The organism is Limosilactobacillus panis, assembly GCF_019797825.1.
Lineage (GTDB): Bacteria > Bacillota > Bacilli > Lactobacillales > Lactobacillaceae > Limosilactobacillus > Limosilactobacillus panis_A.
Genome location: NZ_CP081855.1, coordinates 48,919 through 67,469, shown reverse-complemented (window position 1 = coordinate 67,469; position 18,551 = coordinate 48,919). Strand labels below are relative to the sequence as shown.

Annotated in this window: 17 protein-coding genes and 1 pseudogene; 6 read left to right on the top strand and 12 right to left on the bottom strand. The window is 44.2% G+C overall.

The genetic code is table 11. From position 1 onward, the window contains the following. Positions 1–3 precede the first annotated feature (3 nt). From cbiB to KZE55_RS00320, 3 genes are read right to left on the bottom strand one after another with little or no spacing between them, the layout of a single operon-like run. Positions 4–966, bottom strand: a complete 963-nt coding sequence (cbiB, locus tag KZE55_RS00330; RefSeq protein ID WP_222258373.1) for an adenosylcobinamide-phosphate synthase CbiB — start codon at positions 964–966, stop codon at positions 4–6. Next, positions 963–2,327: a cobyrinate a,c-diamide synthase gene (locus tag KZE55_RS00325; protein WP_222258372.1), complete on the bottom strand. Its 1,365-nt coding sequence runs from the start codon at positions 2,325–2,327 to the stop codon at positions 963–965. Before KZE55_RS00325 ends, cbiB begins: the two co-directional genes overlap by 4 nt. Further along, positions 2,327–3,415, bottom strand: coding sequence for a pyridoxal phosphate-dependent aminotransferase (locus KZE55_RS00320; RefSeq protein ID WP_222258371.1), 1,089 nt, complete (start codon positions 3,413–3,415; stop codon positions 2,327–2,329). Before KZE55_RS00320 ends, KZE55_RS00325 begins: the two co-directional genes overlap by 1 nt. A gap of 351 nt (positions 3,416–3,766) precedes the next feature. On the opposite strand from KZE55_RS00320, the gene KZE55_RS00315 reads away from it, so the two are divergent. After that, complete coding sequence (locus KZE55_RS00315) at positions 3,767–4,333, top strand: cob(I)yrinic acid a,c-diamide adenosyltransferase (protein WP_222258370.1); 567 nt, start codon at positions 3,767–3,769, stop codon at positions 4,331–4,333. 299 nt (positions 4,334–4,632) lie between these two features. Here the strand turns inward: KZE55_RS00315 and KZE55_RS00310 are convergent, their stop codons facing one another. From KZE55_RS00310 to KZE55_RS00295, 4 genes are read right to left on the bottom strand one after another with little or no spacing between them, the layout of a single operon-like run. After that, positions 4,633–5,169: an NADPH-dependent FMN reductase gene (locus tag KZE55_RS00310; RefSeq protein ID WP_261313258.1), complete on the bottom strand. Its 537-nt coding sequence runs from the start codon at positions 5,167–5,169 to the stop codon at positions 4,633–4,635. A gap of 27 nt (positions 5,170–5,196) precedes the next feature. Beyond that, complete coding sequence (locus KZE55_RS00305) at positions 5,197–5,811, bottom strand: histidine phosphatase family protein (RefSeq protein ID WP_222258368.1); 615 nt, start codon at positions 5,809–5,811, stop codon at positions 5,197–5,199. A gap of 13 nt (positions 5,812–5,824) precedes the next feature. After that, complete coding sequence (locus KZE55_RS00300) at positions 5,825–6,601, bottom strand: tyrosine-protein phosphatase (RefSeq protein ID WP_222258367.1); 777 nt, start codon at positions 6,599–6,601, stop codon at positions 5,825–5,827. 27 nt (positions 6,602–6,628) lie between these two features. Then, the gene (locus KZE55_RS00295; protein WP_261313257.1) at positions 6,629–6,904 is read right to left on the bottom strand and encodes a EutN/CcmL family microcompartment protein; all 276 of its coding nucleotides are present in this window, start codon (positions 6,902–6,904) and stop codon (positions 6,629–6,631) included. 84 nt (positions 6,905–6,988) lie between these two features. Between KZE55_RS00295 and KZE55_RS00290 the strand changes: the two genes are divergently transcribed. Beyond that, positions 6,989–8,077 (top strand): D-2-hydroxyacid dehydrogenase, encoded by a 1,089-nt coding sequence (locus KZE55_RS00290; protein WP_261313255.1) that lies wholly within the window; start codon positions 6,989–6,991, stop codon positions 8,075–8,077. A gap of 409 nt (positions 8,078–8,486) precedes the next feature. On the opposite strand, the gene KZE55_RS10455 is transcribed toward KZE55_RS00290, so the two are convergent. Both KZE55_RS10455 and KZE55_RS00280 read right to left on the bottom strand, forming a co-directional pair. Continuing rightward, positions 8,487–8,591, bottom strand: coding sequence for an NADPH-dependent FMN reductase (locus KZE55_RS10455; protein WP_082126007.1), 105 nt, complete (start codon positions 8,589–8,591; stop codon positions 8,487–8,489). Positions 8,592–8,776: 185 nt separating this feature from the next. Further along, the gene (locus KZE55_RS00280; RefSeq protein ID WP_047766896.1) at positions 8,777–9,229 is read right to left on the bottom strand and encodes a flavodoxin; all 453 of its coding nucleotides are present in this window, start codon (positions 9,227–9,229) and stop codon (positions 8,777–8,779) included. A gap of 169 nt (positions 9,230–9,398) precedes the next feature. Here KZE55_RS00280 and KZE55_RS00275 point away from each other — a divergent pair. Further along, a pseudogene (locus KZE55_RS00275) lies at positions 9,399–9,822 on the top strand (NAD(P)-dependent oxidoreductase); the annotation flags it as partial. 94 nt (positions 9,823–9,916) lie between these two features. Here KZE55_RS00275 and KZE55_RS00270 read toward each other — a convergent pair. Next, positions 9,917–11,638 (bottom strand): collagen-binding domain-containing protein, encoded by a 1,722-nt coding sequence (locus KZE55_RS00270; RefSeq protein WP_222258366.1) that lies wholly within the window; start codon positions 11,636–11,638, stop codon positions 9,917–9,919. 456 nt (positions 11,639–12,094) lie between these two features. On the opposite strand from KZE55_RS00270, the gene KZE55_RS00265 reads away from it, so the two are divergent. Continuing rightward, positions 12,095–13,099: a D-2-hydroxyacid dehydrogenase gene (locus tag KZE55_RS00265; RefSeq protein WP_222258365.1), complete on the top strand. Its 1,005-nt coding sequence runs from the start codon at positions 12,095–12,097 to the stop codon at positions 13,097–13,099. A gap of 78 nt (positions 13,100–13,177) precedes the next feature. Here the strand turns inward: KZE55_RS00265 and KZE55_RS00260 are convergent, their stop codons facing one another. Both KZE55_RS00260 and KZE55_RS00255 read right to left on the bottom strand, forming a co-directional pair. Further along, positions 13,178–15,373: an ATP-dependent Clp protease ATP-binding subunit gene (locus tag KZE55_RS00260; protein ID WP_047766892.1), complete on the bottom strand. Its 2,196-nt coding sequence runs from the start codon at positions 15,371–15,373 to the stop codon at positions 13,178–13,180. 85 nt (positions 15,374–15,458) lie between these two features. Beyond that, positions 15,459–15,701, bottom strand: a complete 243-nt coding sequence (locus KZE55_RS00255; RefSeq protein ID WP_047766890.1) for a hypothetical protein — start codon at positions 15,699–15,701, stop codon at positions 15,459–15,461. Positions 15,702–15,894: 193 nt separating this feature from the next. Here KZE55_RS00255 and KZE55_RS00250 point away from each other — a divergent pair, with 193 nt between their 5' ends. Together KZE55_RS00250 and KZE55_RS00245 are read left to right on the top strand one after the other, a co-directional pair. Next, a complete protein-coding gene (locus KZE55_RS00250) occupies positions 15,895–16,923 on the top strand; it encodes an IS30 family transposase (protein WP_222258364.1) in 1,029 nt (342 codons plus the stop codon). Between the two features lie 441 nt (positions 16,924–17,364). Continuing rightward, on the top strand, positions 17,365–18,549 hold the full coding sequence (locus tag KZE55_RS00245) for an aminotransferase class I/II-fold pyridoxal phosphate-dependent enzyme (protein WP_222258363.1): 1,185 nt from the start codon (positions 17,365–17,367) through the stop codon (positions 18,547–18,549). The last annotated feature ends 2 nt before the right edge of the window (positions 18,550–18,551 follow it).

The following is an 18,551-nucleotide window of genomic DNA, read 5'->3' as shown; positions in this document are numbered from 1 at the left end:
TTTTCACTCCCAAACTATTACTAGTAGACGAATTAATTCAAACGTTATCAATCCAATTACTGATGACATGTATAGCATCGTGATTGTACGCCTTAAATGCCAATTAGCCGCAATTACTAAGTGATCATTACCAATGTACGGTTTCCTTACTAACTGACCAAAGTAGTAATGCGGTCCGCCCAATTGAAGGTGGAGGGCACCCGCCACCACTGCTTCACTAAAGGCGCTATTAGGACTAAGGTGCTTTTCACAATCACGTTCACCGACTGCAATTGCTTCCTTGGTATCGTCATGAAGCAACCAGCTACTGATAATCAGTAATAACCAAGTTATTCGAGCTGGCAAATAGTTAGCAATATCATCGACCTTTGCAGAAAATTCGCCGAACGCTCGATATTTTTCATTGCGGTATCCAATCATTGAATCTAGGGTATTGATTGCTTTGTACATCATTCCTAAAACTGGTCCCCCAATTACGAGATAAAACAAGGGAGCAATCACCCCATCACTAGTATTTTCTGCGACCGTTTCAATGGCTGCCTTAGTAACTTCTTCTGCACTAAGTGAATCGGTATCACGACCAACAATCATCCCAACCTGGTGACGAGCCATTTGCAGATCATTGTTTTGTAAACTTTTCATAATTTTTTCAGTCTCAATTGCTAGCTGTCGCGCTGACAGACATGTATAACACAAGTAGGTGCCAACAGCCATGTAAAGGTAATCATTGATTGCTGCCAACCACATAATGCCAGCAATAATCAGGCCAGCTCCGCCAACTGTAATTAGCCAGGTAAGAACTCCTAATTGCTTCCGACGGCTCGTAGAAAAGGCCGGCTGATTAAACTTTTTTGTCAACCAAGCAATCAGGTGCCCAATCGCTTTAATTGGGTGTGGCCATGAATGTGGGTCACCAAGGAGAAGGTCCAGTCCGAAAGCAAGGGCTACCATAATTACAATTTTCATTGATACTCAGCTCCCAGTCTCTGCAAGAACTTTATAAATAATCGCTGGTCTTGATAAAAGTGAACATGGAGATAGCTTGCAAAAGTTTGTCGTAGTTGATAACCACCGTTCCATGTATCAACGAGCTGGTGGTCACGAATCTTTTTCATTGTCAGGACCGGTCGACACGTATCATCCAGTGGTGCAAAAGTTGAATGATGGAATTCGTGCCCAACTACTTTGCACCCTTTTTCTGCAATCAAAGTATCTTGCCGCGAGGTTGCAATGCAATAGCCGAACTTACGCAACCGGGAAGTCATCTCACTCTTCCCATTAAAAATACCTACCATCGGGTACTGCTGATTGCCCTCTTGTAAAAACTTTCCCAGGTACATTAAGCCACCGCATTCAGCGTAGATTGGCTTATTTTGCTGTGAGAACCTCTTAATTTCCACCCGTAATGAATCATTAGCGGCAAGCTGAGCGGCAAATTCCTCCGGGTAGCCGCCACCAAAGTAAAGAGCATTAACATCGGGCAGATGCTGATCATTCAGCGGGCTAAACGGGACTAATGTTACTCCTGCTTTTTTCAGCAACTTTAGATTATCTGCATAGTAAAAGTTAAAGGCCTCATCCTGAGCAATGCCAAGGCGTAACTTTACGCGCGGAATATTAAATGGATCTGCCTGTTCGGGACCGGTATCCTTTGCTAGGCTGACCAGCTTAGGAAGGTCAACGTGAGTTTTTACCTCCTTAGCAATTAAAGCAATCTTTTTATCAACCCCTGCTAACTCATCATCAGGAACGAGACCCAGCTGACGAGATGGGAGGGCAAGCTTGGGATTATGTGGCAAATAGCCTAAGACAGGCAGGTGTAAATAACGGTTAATCGCACCAGCAACCAATTGATAATGATTTGCGCTCATAACGTTATTGATAATCACCCCACAGATTGGCACATCTGAATCAAAATCCAGAAAGCCTTGTAAGATAGCCGCCGCGGAAGTCGACGTCGCCCGAGCATTAATGACTAGGATTACCGGAATATCAAGCTGCTTAGCAATACTAGCTGTTGAATATGCATCCTTATCCGTCCCGAGGCCATCATAAAGTCCCATTACCCCTTCTACAATTCCTAAGTCAAGGCCATCAGTGCCAGCTGTAAAAAGGTAGCGAAGGGTCTGAGCATCAGGAACAAGGTAATTATCAAGGTTGCGAGCTGGCCGTCCTGTAATCCGTGTATGAAATTTAGTGTCAATATAGTCAGGGCCAACCTTATATGATTGAATCTGGTATTTTTCGTGTAGTGCTTTTAAAATGCCAAGCACGGTGGTGGTTTTCCCAGAGCCACTGGTTACCCCAGCAATTAAAATTTTCTTCATTATTTATCACTACCCACTACTTCTTTTAGTGCCCAAATAAGGTAGGCATTATCCTCCGCACTCTTAACAGCAACCCGGTAGTAGTCACTACCCAGGCCAACATAGTCATCACACTGCCGAATCATAACTAATTTATGCATCATTTGTTCGCGTAAGTTTGGACAATCAATCTTAAAGAGGAAGAAATTTGTCATACTTGGAAAGACCTTTATCCCCGTTAACTCCTGCAATTTCTTTTTAAGTATCGGTTGTTGCTCGTTTAACCAAGCATGGGTACGGTTAATGTAGTCCCGGGCTTGAAACATTTTCCGACCAAAAGCATCAGCAAGACCATTAACAGACCAGGTATCTTCCTGAGCATGCAAATTTTTCTTTAATTCTGGATTTTTAGTAATACAGTAACCTAGCCGAAGTCCGGGAATTGCAAAAAACTTAGTTGCTGCACGAATGACATATACATGGTCCTCAGGCTGAAGCGCATTAACAAAACTTAACTGCTGATTAACCGTCAAGTCGATAAAGGATTCATCAAGAATTAGTAAGCGGCGATGTCCATTACAAAAGTCCACTAGCTTTCGCATCTCTGACAGTGAGACCAGTTGACCGGTTGGATTATTAGGGTTAGTAAGACAGATCGTTGTAATTTCTGGATGTTCAACCAGAAAGTTAATCATCGAATCAGTCTTGTAAGCAAAGTTATTTTCCTCTTTTAAAAGGTAGTAATGAACTTTAGTCCCCTGCCGTTTAAATAGTCGTTCATATTCACCGAAAGTTGGCGCTAAAATAAGGGCATTACTTGCCTGTCCAGCACATATGGCTTCATCCAACACTTCTGTTGCCCCATTTCCAACAAAAACATCTCCAGGATTAACAGCGAATTGATTAGCAATCGCTTGCTTTAACGCTGCGTACGTCGGGTCAGGATAAACAGTTGCAATCATCGGACCTTGGGAAAAAATCGTTTGTAATTCTTGAGGAAAACCAAGGGGATTAATATTCGCACTAAAGTCCCTAATCTCTTCTACTGAACCCCCTAAAGCTTCCGCAACTTTTTCAATATTCCCGCCATGATGAACCTTATTTCTCATGAAATCACCCGCTCATTTCTATACGAAAACGTTTTCTCCATTTATTTATTAAGTTAATACATTCACGTAATGTCGACAATAGCCTTGTAAACAGAAGTAAATATATTACTAGTAATCATTTAGATTCTGCCAAAAAACGCTAATTTTGGCAAAATTCCCTTCAGCTCATGCGAAGAACACAATATTAAGTAGTGATATACTAGTTTAAGCTTCGCCTTTTTACACTAATTCACCTCAAAAATAATAATATTTTTAACTGATGGTGGCTTTATTAAGGGCTAATTAATGAAATTTAGACTTGTCAGATGTATAAATAATGGATAATCTAATTAAGAAACGGAGGTACCAAAAATGAAAATCTACACAAGAAATGGTGACCGCGGTCAAACGAGAATTATCGGCAAAGAAATCTTATATAAATCTGACCCACGCGTTGAGGCATATGGAAGCGTTGATGAACTCAACTCGTGGGTGGGCTATATACGGTCAATTCTTAATCCGAAGACACAGATGCTAGACTCCGAATTAGAAGAAATTCAACAGTTATTATTTGATTGTGGAACTGACCTCGCAACTCCTAAAAATGAGGAACGAAAACAATTTATTTTCGACAGTACCAAACCGGTAAAATGGTTGGAAGAGAAAATTGATAGTTACAACGATCAAGTTGAGCCAGTGAAAAAATTTATTCTTCCTGGTGGAAGTCAAGTTGCTTCTGCACTACACTACGCTCGAACCGTAACCCGAAGGACAGAACGAAATATTGTTGCTTTAAAATTAAAAAAGCCGATTAACGAAGAAGTCCTAATCTTCGTTAATCGCCTTTCTGATTACTTTTTTATTGCTGCTCGGTATACAAATCAGCTTGAGGATCATCAAGAAACACTTTACCGCAACAGTAAAGATGTCTTCCGGTAATATTTAATAAAGTTACAAAATTTTATATATCATTAAGACAGTACATAATCGACCTACCAAATCTTCAATAACACAACAAGCAGTCTCTCTATTAAGATTGAAGTGTTTGCAGGACGCTCTTTTTCAATACATGAAGTTATTGGGTGCTTACATTTATAAAATCACTTGGTCCTAGTTGCCGATTATGCTGCACCCCATTACCGGTATGGTCAAACACTGAAGGCCTATCTGTACTTGCAGGGGCGTGACAGATTATGTACATAATCTGTCACGCCCCCCTCTTTATTTTCCAATTTTAACTACTTTTCATTCACCATATTTACAAAATCACCTAATACTTTATTTAACATCTTTGCCGTTGTATGGTCAGTCAGGCGGTCATGCTGGTCAAAAATCTGTTGGACATTGCCCACAGTAACGAACGCATTCATTACATCCATGCCAGTGTAACGAAGTAACTGCTGAATATGGGCGTTCGCGTTGGCACCTCCCCGGGCCCCCGACGAGTCCGTAATCACTAAGGCTGGTTTGTGGTAAATATGGGGTTGCGGCGATGGAACAGATAGGATATCAATTGCGTTCTTTAAGCCACCAGGAATTGAAAAGTTATATTCCTGGGTGACAAAGAGCAACGCATCCATCTTATCTACAACTTCCCGAAAGACCTGCCATTCCAGCGGTGGTTCCTTTTCAAGATCTGGATTGTATAGCGGCAAGATATCATAGTTTATTTGGATGAAATTCGCTTTTGAGGACTGCCCTATTAAGTAGTTGGCCAGTTTCTGACTGTACGAATATTTACTCAAGCTCCCCACTAACACACCAATATTAGCCATTACTATCACGTCCTTTTATACTATTATTCATTCTAATTGACGGTTATAATAATATATTCTTGCTAAATTTGCCTCTCCTACACCTATTTTTGTAAGGCTCAGATTATGCGGGACATTAAGGATAATTTGACTACCTTGAGGAAGGCACAAAGATACAAACGTCTTTATAACCCACCCATGAGTAACAACTAAAATACGATCATTAGGATACTTTTTCGAAACCGAACTAATAAAATCAGCTATTCTTAGCCTAGCATGTTTAAAACTCTCGCCTTGACTAATAGCACTAGACGTCGACTTCAAATCATTCGTCGCTTGATCAAAATGCTCGGTATATTTAGTCTTTAAAGTCTTTATTTTTTGCCCATTCCAATTACCATAAGATATTTCAGATAATCGTGAATCAACTGAAAATGGCATATTGTTACTCTGGCAAATTATCTGACTTGTTGCAATAGCTCTCGCTAAGGGACTAGTGAACACCTTATCAATCTCATATTCTTGGAGTAAATTTTTATATTTACTAGCTTCTCTTTGACCACGAATTGTTAATTTGGTGATCTCACTATTTAATGTTCCCTGCATTATGTTTAACTTATTCGCATATGTTTCACCATGACGAATTAAATAAAACACTGACATCCTTAAATCCTACCTAATTCATAAATTTTTTACGAAGCTTTTTAACTATGCTATGAGTAACTTCTAATTGACTATAAATATAGTTAGAAAAGTCCCCAAATTCATTGCCTATGGTTGACGTTATTTTATCATAGTATTGCGCATTTACAGTTGAAAGATTAAAAATTGTTTTGAGCATCTTACCGTTTGCTCCATCACATTTTGCTTCGTTCAAACGATTATTAATGTGTAATGCTGAAAAACGATTAGTCATTAAATAATCATCTTTAATAACCGAATTAGGTATTCCGAGTACCTTTAATAGGAGAATAACCGCAACCCCTGTTCGATCTTTTCCAGTGGCACAATGGATCGAAACCCCTCCATTGCTTTCAGCTAATATGGTGAAAATATCTCGATACGCTTGTTGCGCTTGCTCTTGTGTAACAAGTAGATTGTATACTTCTAACATCTGTTTTATACCATATTCAGATTTCGCGTTTTGGGAAAGGTCTGCTATTTTAGTCATACTATTTGTTAAATTCTCATTTAATACTGGTACTCGTAAGTAATTAGTGCCTCGCAGATACCAATCAGGGTATCTTATTATTTCTGCATCCGACCTTAAATCAATTACTGTTCGAATACCATAATCAAACAACAATTGCTGATCCTGAGCTGACAAATCAGACAAGTAAGCGACCCGTACTAATTTATGCCACTTTATCCTCGCTCCCCGTTTATCCATATAACCGCCAACATCACGGAAATTAAACCCGTTAGAAATATTTAGTTCCCGTTTGTTTTTCATTCACATCACTTCAATTCATTACTGTAGTCAATTATCAAAGCGGTCAATTATTCCAATAATTGAGCAGTCACTTACACTCTTTTTCTCAGGCTGGTTACCAATGTCTGCAATCCGAGCCCCCGCTCCTCTTGCAATTAATACATACTCACCGATTCCAGCACCAACAGTATCAATTGCAACTTCTTCGTGACGAACGTTTTTTTGATCACTGTTAATTGGCTGAACAATCATTAACTTTTTACCAACCAAAGCGTCATCTTTTTGTGTAGATACAATGCTTCCAACTACTTTTGCCATGTACATTTAATTATCACACCCTTCATTTTTAATATATTTTCTTAAGGCATAAATTATATAAATCTTTCACAAAGAATAGAGGTAAAACAAATGACTGAAATGAATATTAACCCAGATTTAGTAAAAGAAATCGTCGGACAAGTACTTTCTGAATCACAGTTTGGTTCAACTAGTAGCAATAAAAAGATCTTTGCGTTCAGTATTCGGAAGGATGAGGAACCCTACGTTAAGGAATGGGCTAGTCAACACCCTGACGTTCAGGTTGAATACACCAGTGAACTGCTAACACCTGAAACAGCTAAGAAGGCGAAGGGGGCTGACGGAGTTGTTGTTTACCAACAATTAGACTACACTGCTGATACTCTCCAAGCCTTAGCTAACGAAGGTATTACCAAGATGTCTCTTCGAAATGTCGGTGTTGATAACATTGACATGGCCAAGGCTAAGGAACTTGGCTTTGAAATTACTAACGTTCCTGTTTACTCACCAAACGCCATTGCTGAACACGCAGCAATTCAAACTGCCCGGATTCTTCGGCAAACCAAAGTAATGGATGAAAAGGTTGCTAATGGTGACCTTCGTTGGGCCCCAACAATTGGTCGGGAAGTTCGTGATCAAACCGTTGGTGTTATCGGAACTGGGCACATTGGCCAGGTCTACATGCAAATTATGGAAGGCTTCGGTGCTAAGGTCATTGCCTATGACCCATTCGAAAATCCTGAATTGAAGAAGCAAGGCTACTACGTTGACAGTCTTGATGACCTCTATGCTCAAGCAGACGTTATCTCACTCCACGTTCCAGCTACTAAGGAAAACTTCCACATGATTAACCAGGACACCATTGCCAAGATGAAGGACAACGTGGTACTGGTTAACTGCTCACGTGGGGTCTTAGTCGATACGGATGCCGTTATTGCTGGTCTTGACAGTGGTAAGATCTTTGGATTTGTTATGGATACTTATGAAGATGAAGTTGGCATCTTTAACGCTGATTGGCGGGGCAAGCAATTCCCTGACAGCCGGCTTGAAGACTTGATCCACCGTTCCAACGTTTTAGTAACTCCACACACTGCTTTCTACACTACCCATGCCGTTCGCAACATGGTTATCAAGGTCTTTGATAACAACTGCAAGTTAATTAATGGCAAGCCAGCTGACACACCGGTTAAGGTTGGTTAATAATTCTTAAGATAAAAACAAAAGGGGAATAAGATAGAATTAGTAAGCTAGTTCGTTTTCAAACCCCCGCAAGTATAAAGAGGGCTCTAGTGTTCGGAAAACCCGAACGCTAGAGCCCTCTCTGTGTACTGTGCTGCAGCATTTTCAAATATGTAGAGGAACTTCCCCTTTTACTATCCATGACTACTTTTCATTCACTATATTTACAAAATTACCTAATGCTTCCGTTGTATGATCATAATGATCAAAGATCTGCTGGACATTGCCCACCGTAACGAACATATTCATTACATTCATACCGGTATAGCGGAGTAACTGCTGAGTACGAGCGTTCGCGTTGGTACCGCCCCGAACTCCTGATGAGTTCGTAATCGTAATCACTAAGGATGAGTTAGTAGTAAACATAAGGTTACGACGATGGAACAGATAGGACATCAATTGCATTCTTCAAATCACCAGAAATTGAAAAGTTATATTCCTGAGTGACAAAGAACAACGTATCTATCCTATTCACAACTTCCCGAAAGACTTACTGTTTCTTTTCAAGATCTAGATTGTATAGCGGCAAGATGTCATAGTTTGTTTAGAAGAAATCTGCTTTTAAGATTGCCCTATTAAGTAGTTAGCCAATTTCTGACTATACGAATGTTTACTCAAACTCCCTACTAATGGACCGATATTAGCATTATCACGTCCCTTTTATTTTTGTTGGACAGTTTTTACTAAATCATGAGCAAATTGATCAAGTTTCTCAATATCTTCTTCATATGGTTCCAAATCAATTTTTACTTTTTCTGCCCCACTGGTAGCACCGGCTTGTTTAAAGGCATCATCAAAATGATCAACAGTAGTATTATAGTATTCACCGTAAAATTTATCACCAGAGCCAGCAACACCATAGATTTTCCCACTCAAATCGGTTTCCTGAAGATCCTCGTAGAAATCTATCCCTTCTTCTGGCAACGCTCCTTCGTCATAGGTATATGCACAGACAACCAGAATATCGGCATCTTTAAAATCGTTAACATCTGTCTGGGAAATTTCCATTTCCTTTACCTGAACACCTTGCTTGCGTAAACTATCGCAAACGATATCTGCAATTTCTTCGTTATTTCCTGTCATAGTTGCATAAACAATATTAGCTGTTAACATTAGTTCCACCTCTCACGATTTTCTGTAACCGCTTTTATTCTACTACAAAATTTGAGCAATTTTTATAATACAAATCTTCCCGTTTATTTGCCAAATGACATTGCTGAACATGCAGTAATTCAGACTGCATGAATTCTTCGTTGGACTCCAACAAATGGGTCGGGCATACAGCCTTGATAGTCTTTACGCTCAAGCAGATGTTATCTCACTCCACGCACCAGCTACTAAGGAAAACTTCCACATAATCAACAAAGATACAATTGCCAAGATGAAGGACAACGTAGTACTTGCTAACTGCTCACGTGGTGCTTTAGTTGAACGCCGTTATTGCTGGGCTCGACAGTGGTAAGATTTTTGGCTTTGTTATGGATACTTACGAAGATGAAGTCGGTATCTTTAACGCTGATTGGCGGGACAAGCAATTCCCTGACGACCGGCTTGAAGATCTGATTCACCGTCCAAATGTCTTAGTAACTCCACACACTGCCTTCTACACTACCCATGCCGTTCGTAACATGGTTATCAAGGCCTTTGATAACAATTGTGAGTTAATCAATGGTAACCCAGCTGACACACCGGTTAAAGTCGGCTAATATAAAAAGTGTCTTATTATACATTTAAATTACAAAAGAGCCACGAGTGTTCAAGAATCGAATGCTCGTGGCTCTTTCAATATCTACTTATCTGCTATTGACGGTTACGCCGGTTGTAAAGGCCCATCGTCATTAGATTTAGGAGGCATATAAGGGTCAAAATTCCGGCTAACTTTCCTGCATCTTCTCCGACCCCTAATTGTGGTAGTTCTGCCTGTTGTTTAGGTCTCGTAACCGTATTCGGCGTAACTTTTTCCTTTTGAGTTGTCTCTATTACCGGCATCTGTGGGTCTTTATTAGTATCCTCATCAATCAGCTCACCATCTTTCGGCGTTTCAGAATCCGGTGTTGGGTCCGGGTCCGGCGTTGGGTCTGGGTCCGGCGTTGGGTCTGGATCCGGCGTCGGGATCTCAATAAAGGATGGTGGAACTACCGGGTGAATATCCCAGCGGTGTGATTCGCCACCAGTAATGTTAACAATGTTAGCAATGATATTGCCGTCGACGTTAACGTGCGCGTTGACTGTTGCATTCGGTGCCAAGATACTGCCCATGAAGCGGCCGGAAGTAATATTAATTACCTTTTCCTGGTTTCCAAAGTTCCAAAGAATGCGGTTAGGGACCGTGTGACCTTCACCATTATTAACTGGCGAATTATTGTCATCGTAGTATAAGTGAACTTGAGTAGCAATATTGATTGTTCCATCAGCGTTTAGGACATTAATAACTACCGTTGGCGCCCCATCTTTACTAGAAAGGCCATAAACCTTGATTGGCTGGCTTCCCGCTAACAAGCTTCCGGGAATATTTACGTAAATGACGTTATCCGTTGCGGTAGCGTTTGAAACATCAATCTTTTGATTATTCATGTCGCTAAAGTCCATCACGACTCCACTGGAGGTCTCTTGGTCAGCGTAGAAGTTTGCCGCTTTAATAAGACGGTTAAAGACGGCCGCAAAGTCAATGTATTGGATATTGCCGTCCTTGAAAACTTCCTCAGGCTTAAGATTATTCATTACCTGACCATTAACGTACACTTTCCCGTCAATTACCTCAACCTTGATATCGTTTCCAAAAATAACGTGGTTAAATTCCGGGTTACGGAAGGACCCCGAGTTAAGAGCGTCCTTTAACTGCTGAATGTAGTAAATATCACCCTTTGAAAGGTGAATCGAATCACCCCGGGTACCAAAACCGCCAAGGATACCAACCGCAATGTTGCCGTTTACGTCACACCCCAGATTAGCCTCGTTAGCAAAGATGTGGAAAAGAGAAGCCAGTAAGAGGACACTCTTAGCGTCTAAATGGTTGATGTCAATCCCATACTTATCCTTGAGGATCGTGTCCGTATGAATTGTATCAACCGTACCAACTTCCTTTTGTGGACTAGTCTGTACCGGGGCTGGCGTGGGACTGGCAACCGGCTGACCCTGGGCCGGGGCGGCTGGTTGGCTTTCGCTAGTTACCGGCTGGTTACTACCCGCGATGTTTACTGCACTGCTCGCGGGTACCTCAACAGGTGTTACTTCAGCTGAGCTCTCCGGCTGACTACTTACAGGAGTACTGCTCGCCACCGGGCTTGCACTCACGGTACTACTGCTAACATCAATGTGATTAGCTGAAGCACTAGGTTCAGTAGTCACAGCGGCAACTGGTTGATTTTGATCCGTCGTATCAGCATTAACAATCCCCACGTAGGCCCAGGAGAGCCCTAGCAGGACAGAGGCCACCCCAATGCTAAGCTTTCGCAAGCCAAAGTGTTGTTTAATCGGGCGGTTCTTTTGCACCATCATTTGAGTATTTTTTCTTGAAAACATGTGTTGATCCTCCTGTGATTAATAATAAAAAGCAGCATTTTTTGAAAGTTACTTTTTATCTATTAGCATCAGTCATAGGGGGAAAACTATTTCTTAAAGCTTTTAGACAAATTGTTTTTCTATGAATATAATACATTAAATGAATATTCGTGCATATACTTCATGAGATAACTAAACACTTCCTTAAACTAATCAAAAAAATCTTTAAAATTAATTTGTTGATAAAATAGCCACTTTGATTAGCCCTTAAATTATTGCCGTTTTAATTCCTTCACTGCTTTCACTGCCCCTTTTATTAACCTCTTCAATATATTCCATATGAATAATTTAATAGCCAATCAGTTAAGAACAGCCACACACCAGCAATGAAAGCGCTTTACCAAATGGTGAGAATTAGGATACAATGGCCTTGTAAGTAGTTGTTAATGTCTCTCATTTAGAAACGAGGTAAGATCTATGGCACAGAAAATTTTTGCCTTCAGTATTCGGAAGGATGAAGAACCGTACGTCAAAGAATGGGCAAACGAACACCCGGATATTGACGTGGACTACACCGATAAGCTACTGACCCCGGGGACTGCCGCACTCGCCAAGGGCGCTGACGGGGTCGTTGTTTACCAGCAACTCGACTACACCCCGGACACCCTGCAGGCCCTTGCCAATGAAGGAATCACCAAGATGTCCCTGCGGAATGTTGGGGTCGACAACATCGACATGGACAAGGCCAAGGAGCTCGGCTTTGAAATCACCAACGTGCCCGTCTACTCGCCAAACGCCATTGCTGAGCACGCCGCCATTCAGACGGCCCGGATCCTCCGCCAGACCAAGGTAATGGACGAAAAGATTGCCAAGGGTGACCTACGATGGGCCCCAACCATCGGTCACGAAGTCCGCGACCAAGTCATCGGGGTAGTCGGCACCGGCCACATCGGTCGGGTCTACATGCAAATCATGGAAGGCTACGGGGCCAAGGTCATCGCTTACGACCCGTTCGAAAACCCTGAGCTGAAAGCCAAGGGCTACTACGTTGACAACCTAGACGACCTCTACCGGCAGGCAACCGTCATTTCCCTCCACGTTCCCGCAACGAAGGAAAACTACCACATGATCAACGCCGACTCCATCGCTAAGATGAGAGACGGCGTCACCCTGGTCAACTGCTCGCGGGGGGCCCTCGTTGATACCGATGCCGTCATCAAGGCCCTCGACAGTGGCAAGATCTTCGGCTTCGTCATGGACACCTACGAAAACGAAGTCGGCATCTTCAACGCCAATTGGGAGGGCAAGGACTTCCCTGACGCCCGCCTAAACGACCTCATCCACCGGCCAAACGTCCTGGTAACGCCACACACCGCCTTCTACACCACCCATGCGGTTCGCAACATGGTGATCAAGGCCTTTGACAACAATCTTGAGCTGGTCAAGGGTGAGAAGGCCGACACCCCCGTTAAGGTCGGCTAATCGCAACCCCACCTATCTACAAAAAAAGGGAGACCGGAATTTTCCGATCTCTCTTTTCGTACGCTCAATACTTAGGCGTTACTTTTCTTCTTTCTTGTCGTCCTTGTCTTCGTCAGCCTTTGGCGTGTATTGGTCGCTGTCGTCTTTTGCAGCGTCCTTAGCGTCAACGATGACTAACTTACCATCTTGCATTTCGGCAACCAGGTGCTTGACGTCAAGGTGGTCAAGGTAGTAATCCGTTACCTTATCACGGATTTCCCGTTCGATAACCCGGCGCAGTGGACGAGCACCCATTGCCTTGTCGTAACCTTCGTCAATCAGGTACTTCTTAGCAGTTGGGGTAACCTTAACGTCCATGTCCTTCTTAGCCAAAGTCTTGTTAACGTCAGCCAGCATCAGGTCAACGATCTTTTGGAGGTTGTCCTTAGTCAGGCTGTGGAATTCAACAATGGCGTTGAACCGGTTCAAGAATTCAGGACGGAAGTAGTTAGTCAACTTCTTGATCAAGTCTTCTTCGTCCTCGTCATTGCCCAGCTTTACCGGTGCGTCGTTGGAGTAGCCGGCGTTAGAAGTTGCAATGATGATTGTGTTCTTGAAGTCGATGGTGTTCCCTTGGCCATCAGTCAGCCGACCATCGTCCAATACTTGAAGAAGGAGGGTAATCACTTGTGGGTTAGCCTTTTCAATTTCATCAAGCAGGATGATGGAGTACGGGTGCCGACGAACCTTTTCCGTCAAGGTGTTGGAGTTGTCATCGTAGCCCACGTAACCGGCAGTTGTCCCAATCAGCTTAGAAACGGCTGTCCTGTCAGAGTATTCAGACATGTCCAAACGGATGATGTCGTTCTTGGAACCGAACATGTCGAGGGCCAATTGCTTAGCCAATTCAGTCTTTCCGACACCAGTTGGTCCAACGAAGAGGAAGCTGCCAATTGGTTGGTCCCCTTCATCGAAGCCGGCCCGGTTCCGCCGGATGGCCCGAGCAACTGCTTCCACGGCTTCGTCTTGGCCGATAACCTTGCCTTCAAGCCGCTTGTCCATGTCCTTCAGACGTTCAACATCGCTGGCCCCAATCTTGGATACCGGGATACCAGTCATTTGTTCAACGGCATTAGCAACGTCTTCTGGAGTTGCCGTAACCTTCTCGTCTTCGGAGTTTTGACCCAGTTGCTTCTTCAGGTCACTAATCTTGTCCTTAGCAGCCTGGGCAGCCTTGTAGTCTTCCTTAGCAGCGGCGTCCTTTTGCTTCTTTTCTTGGGCCTTGATTTCCTTTTCAATCTGCTTTGCATCGTGGGCTGGGTGTTTTGCAGCCAGGTGAGCAGCAGTCATATCAATCAGGTCAATGGCCTTGTCAGGAAGGGAACGTTGTGGCATGTACTGGACGGAGTAGTCCACCGCTGCCTTCAAGACGTCATCTGGCAACTTGACATTGTGGTGACGTTCGTACAGGTCCCGAATACCTTTCAGGATAGCAACCGTGTCAGCCTTGCTTGGGGCGTTAACCGTTACCGGATTAAACCGCCGTGCTAAGGCAGCATCCTTCATAATCGTGTTCCGGTATTCATCCTGGGTCGTTGCACCGATCACGGTAATTTCACCCCGTGACAGTGCTGGCTTGATAATGTCAGCCATCCCTTTAGAACCACTGTCGGAACCAGTAGAACCAGCCCCGATGATTTGGTGGATTTCATCGAAGAAGAGGATGACGTTACCGGCCTTCTTAACTTCGTCAATCAGCTTTTGCATGTTCTCTTCGAAGCTGCCCCGGTATTGGGTTCCTGCTTCCAGACCGGAAATGTCAATACTGATGATTTCCTTATCCTTAATGGCGGCAGGAACGTTACCGTCAACAATTGCTTGTGCTAAGCCTTCGACAACGGCCGTCTTACCAACACCAGCATCGCCGACAAGAACCGGGTTGTTCTTTGTCCGCCGACTCAAGATTTCAGCCGTCTCTTGGATTTCCTTGTTCCGGCCGATTACCGGATCAAGCTTGCCCTGGCGTGCTTCTTCGGTTAAGTTCCGCCCGAGCTTTTGGAGAATGCTTCCCTTACCGTTGGTTGGCTGTTGACCTGGACGGTCGCCTTGTTGTGGAGCGGCACCGCCAGGCAACTTACCCGTTTGCCGATACTGAGCGAATTCTTCTGGTGTTACCTCCCGGCCATTGATCATGTAACGCCGGTTTTCAGAGTTGTAACCATTCATTCCACCCATTAATTGGTTGAAGATGTCATTCATATCGCTGTTAAATGGATCCATTGGATTTTGTGCCATATCGCAGTACCCCCTTGTACTTTTTCTCTTAATTAGTTGTAGTCAGTTTCATTAATTGTCAGTCAAAAAACTAGCGGCTTTCTGACTACAGCGACTCATCATCATCGTGGTATAGATAATGATTCTCTAAATCACGCAGTACTTCCCACATCGCTTTATGTTCGACTTGCGCTAGTGCATCAAGGTCGCGAAGATTTAGCGACGTAGAACTTGATTGTGGTTTGTTAAATGATTTATGCAAAGTCGTGTAGCCATAGCCGGACCGTTTTGATACTTGGTAGATGGTCAGATTATGCACCTCCAGATATCGCTTAATATCGATCCGCATCGCTCTTCACTTCCTTTACATCTATTATTATATCACATCTGTGGTATAACGCAAGTGTAATATAGCAAAAAAGCCCCGATTTAAAATTGAAGTGCAACACTTGATAACTAGACCAATTAGACTAGCTTAAAAGACCATGAAGGCCTATTCTTATTATTAACGACAAAATCAACAGATAAGGATAGGTGTCTTCATGACCCAAACTAAGAATATCATGCCTAAGCATTACCAACAACTCCAATCTTTTGAACGCGGTCAAATTGAGTCCCTGACTCGATTAGGATTTGGCGTTCGTCAGATCGCCAGCCGGCCTCACCGGAGTCCCAGCACCATTTCTCGCGAATTAAAACGCGGGTTAACCACCCAGATTGATTCCCAGAAACATCGGTCATATCAGGGCTACTTTGCCGAGCGCGGGGCGGCTTACTATCGAGAACAGCGGGCCAAGTGTCACCCCAAAGGTTTACTGCAGCGGGCTGCCGTGTTCTTCAAGTCCCTGCCGAAAGCTTTAAAAGCTAAGCCACGAGTTTTCAGTGTCGATACGTATGTCCACTATTTCAAAGCTCATTACCCGGGCTTTCCCTGCCCATCAACGGCTACGGTCTATCGGTATATCGAGGCTGGCAAGCTCCTGGAGCTTCACAACTATGATTTACCCATGAAGCTACGTCGCCGCGTTAAACGCCCGAATCACCGACATGCCCGCCTGAATAAAAAACGGCTTGGACAGTCCATTGAAGACCGGCCCGCAGTGGTTCGGAAACGTCAGGAGTTGGGCCATTGGGAAGGCGACTTAGTGAAAGCCAAACGGGTTGAGTCCGAACCAGCTTTAATGACGTTAACCGAGCGAGTTAGCCGGATGGAAATTATCGTTAAATTGCCTGATTACCGGGCAGAGACTTGCCGGCAAGCCCTCCAAGATACGATTGATGATTACGGTGCAGAAAACTTTCGGACGATCACGTTTGACAACGGCTCGGAATTCGCTAGTTTAAATCAGGTTCAAGGAACGGAAATCTACTTTGCCCATCCATATTCTCCCTGGGAACGGGGCACTAATGAGAATGTGAATGGTCAATTAAGAGAGTCCTTCCCAAAGGGGCATTCCTTTAAAAACCTCTCATTAGTGGATCTGCAGTTGGTTCAAGACACGCTGAATCACCGTCCCCGCCGCTGTTTAAGCTATAGTTGTCCAGCGGATGTTATGCCACAACTGGTTTAACTTTCTAGACCAATTATAAGAATAGGCCATTAGTGTTGCACTTAACTTGACAATTGAGGTATAGCAAAAAAGTGAAATAATTTGAGATTTTTTGCGGATGGAGAAAACGCCCGTGATAGCAAGCATCTCCCGCGGTGGGCCCGAATTAATTTCCGGCTAACCCTTGACAAAGGTTAAAAATAAATTAGAATGATTAACAATCAGTTAATTAAGGAGTTCACTAATGATGAAATCACGGATTCAACAATTGAATCGGGCATATTACTTCTGGTTTAGCGTCATGCTATCCGCTAACCAGCAGTGATTTTGTCATTGGCGGTTTCCGGATGGTCTAACATATCCGGAGCCCTCCTCATCATACTCATTCCAATCTGATGAAAAGACCCGGATATGGTTAATCCACTCCGGGTCTTTTTCGTATTTTCAAGGAGGAATTTTATCATGCCAGCAACTAAACCAAGTCTAATGAACCGTCTGAACAACAACTTCGCCCGTCTCAAGCCTGTCGGCATCCGGGAATTCGATGCCAAGGCCAGCCAGGTCCCAGGCATTATTAAACTAACCCTGGGGGAACCGGACTTCAACGTCCCGGACGCCATGAAGGAAGCCGCCATTAAGAGCATTAACGATAACGACTCCCACTATGCTCCAGGGGTCGGGACCATCGCCCTGCGGAAGGCGATTGCTCACTTCCTGAACGACCGCTACCAGCTCGACTACGATCCGAACGGTGAGATTGCCGTAACCATCGGGGCCACCCAGGGGATCTACGCCGCTTTGGCAACTTTGATTAACCCAGGTGATGAAGTCCTGATTGCCACCCCAACCTTCCCCCTCTACATGGCCATCACCACCATGCTCGGCGGCCAGGTCGTGGAAATCGACACCAGTGCCGACGACTTTGTCCTGACGCCTGACAAGCTCAAAGCCGCCATTGCCGACCACCCAGCTGCCAAGGCTTTAATCTTAAACTACCCATCTAACCCGACCGGCGTCACTTACACGGCCGCCCAAATTGAGGAACTGGCCGGCGCCGTTAAGGACACCGACCTGGTCGTTATCGCCGATGAAATTTACTCCGAGCTAGTCTACGACGGTGGGCACACCTCAATTGCTAAATTCATCCCCGAGCAGACCTTGCTCCTCAACGGGGCATCCAAGTCCCACGCCATGACCGGTTACCGGATCGGCTTCATCGCCGGACCAAAGCAACTGATGGGCCCCGTTAGTGCCCTGAGCGGGATGATGATCACCTCCGCCACCGATTCTGCCATGGCCGCTGCCACCGCTGCATTCGGCACGGAAGCTGGCCACCAGGCGACCCTGACCATGAAGAAGGCATACCAAGAGCGGCGTGACTTCCTGGTTGGCGCCCTCCAGAAGCTGGGCTTTGAACTGGCCACTCCCCGGGGTGCCTTCTACGTCTTCGCCAAGATCCCGGCAGCGTTTGGCACTGACGATGTCGCCTTCGCTACCAAGTTAGCTGAAGAAGGAAAGGTCGCCGTTATTCCGGGCTCCTACTTTGGGGCCGGTGGCCAGGGCTTCCTGCGGCTCAGTTACGCTACTAGTATGGACAACCTGAAGACGGCCGTTGACCGGATTGCTGCTTTTCTAAAGGAGGACTAAAT

Bases quoted from the DNA above. Each gene is read 5' to 3' on its own strand.
- KZE55_RS00265 (WP_222258365.1), top strand. From the start codon at position 12,095: ATGGCACAGAAAATTTTTGCCTTCAGTATTCGGAAGGATGAAGAACCG.
- KZE55_RS00270 (WP_222258366.1), bottom strand. From the start codon at position 11,638: ATGTTTTCAAGAAAAAATACTCAAATGATGGTGCAAAAGAACCGCCCG.
- KZE55_RS00290 (WP_261313255.1), top strand. From the start codon at position 6,989: ATGACTGAAATGAATATTAACCCAGATTTAGTAAAAGAAATCGTCGGA.
- KZE55_RS00300 (WP_222258367.1), bottom strand. From the start codon at position 6,601: ATGAAAAACAAACGGGAACTAAATATTTCTAACGGGTTTAATTTCCGT.
- KZE55_RS00260 (WP_047766892.1), bottom strand. From the start codon at position 15,373: ATGGCACAAAATCCAATGGATCCATTTAACAGCGATATGAATGACATC.
- cbiB (WP_222258373.1), bottom strand. From the start codon at position 966: ATGAAAATTGTAATTATGGTAGCCCTTGCTTTCGGACTGGACCTTCTC.
- KZE55_RS00325 (WP_222258372.1), bottom strand. From the start codon at position 2,327: ATGAAGAAAATTTTAATTGCTGGGGTAACCAGTGGCTCTGGGAAAACC.
- KZE55_RS00245 (WP_222258363.1), top strand. From the start codon at position 17,365: ATGCCAGCAACTAAACCAAGTCTAATGAACCGTCTGAACAACAACTTC.
- KZE55_RS00250 (WP_222258364.1), top strand. From the start codon at position 15,895: ATGACCCAAACTAAGAATATCATGCCTAAGCATTACCAACAACTCCAA.
- KZE55_RS00295 (WP_261313257.1), bottom strand. From the start codon at position 6,904: ATGTACATGGCAAAAGTAGTTGGAAGCATTGTATCTACACAAAAAGAT.
- KZE55_RS00280 (WP_047766896.1), bottom strand. From the start codon at position 9,229: ATGTTAACAGCTAATATTGTTTATGCAACTATGACAGGAAATAACGAA.
- KZE55_RS00310 (WP_261313258.1), bottom strand. From the start codon at position 5,169: ATGGCTAATATTGGTGTGTTAGTGGGGAGCTTGAGTAAATATTCGTAC.
- KZE55_RS00315 (WP_222258370.1), top strand. From the start codon at position 3,767: ATGAAAATCTACACAAGAAATGGTGACCGCGGTCAAACGAGAATTATC.
- KZE55_RS00255 (WP_047766890.1), bottom strand. From the start codon at position 15,701: ATGCGGATCGATATTAAGCGATATCTGGAGGTGCATAATCTGACCATC.
- KZE55_RS00320 (WP_222258371.1), bottom strand. From the start codon at position 3,415: ATGAGAAATAAGGTTCATCATGGCGGGAATATTGAAAAAGTTGCGGAA.
- KZE55_RS00305 (WP_222258368.1), bottom strand. From the start codon at position 5,811: ATGTCAGTGTTTTATTTAATTCGTCATGGTGAAACATATGCGAATAAG.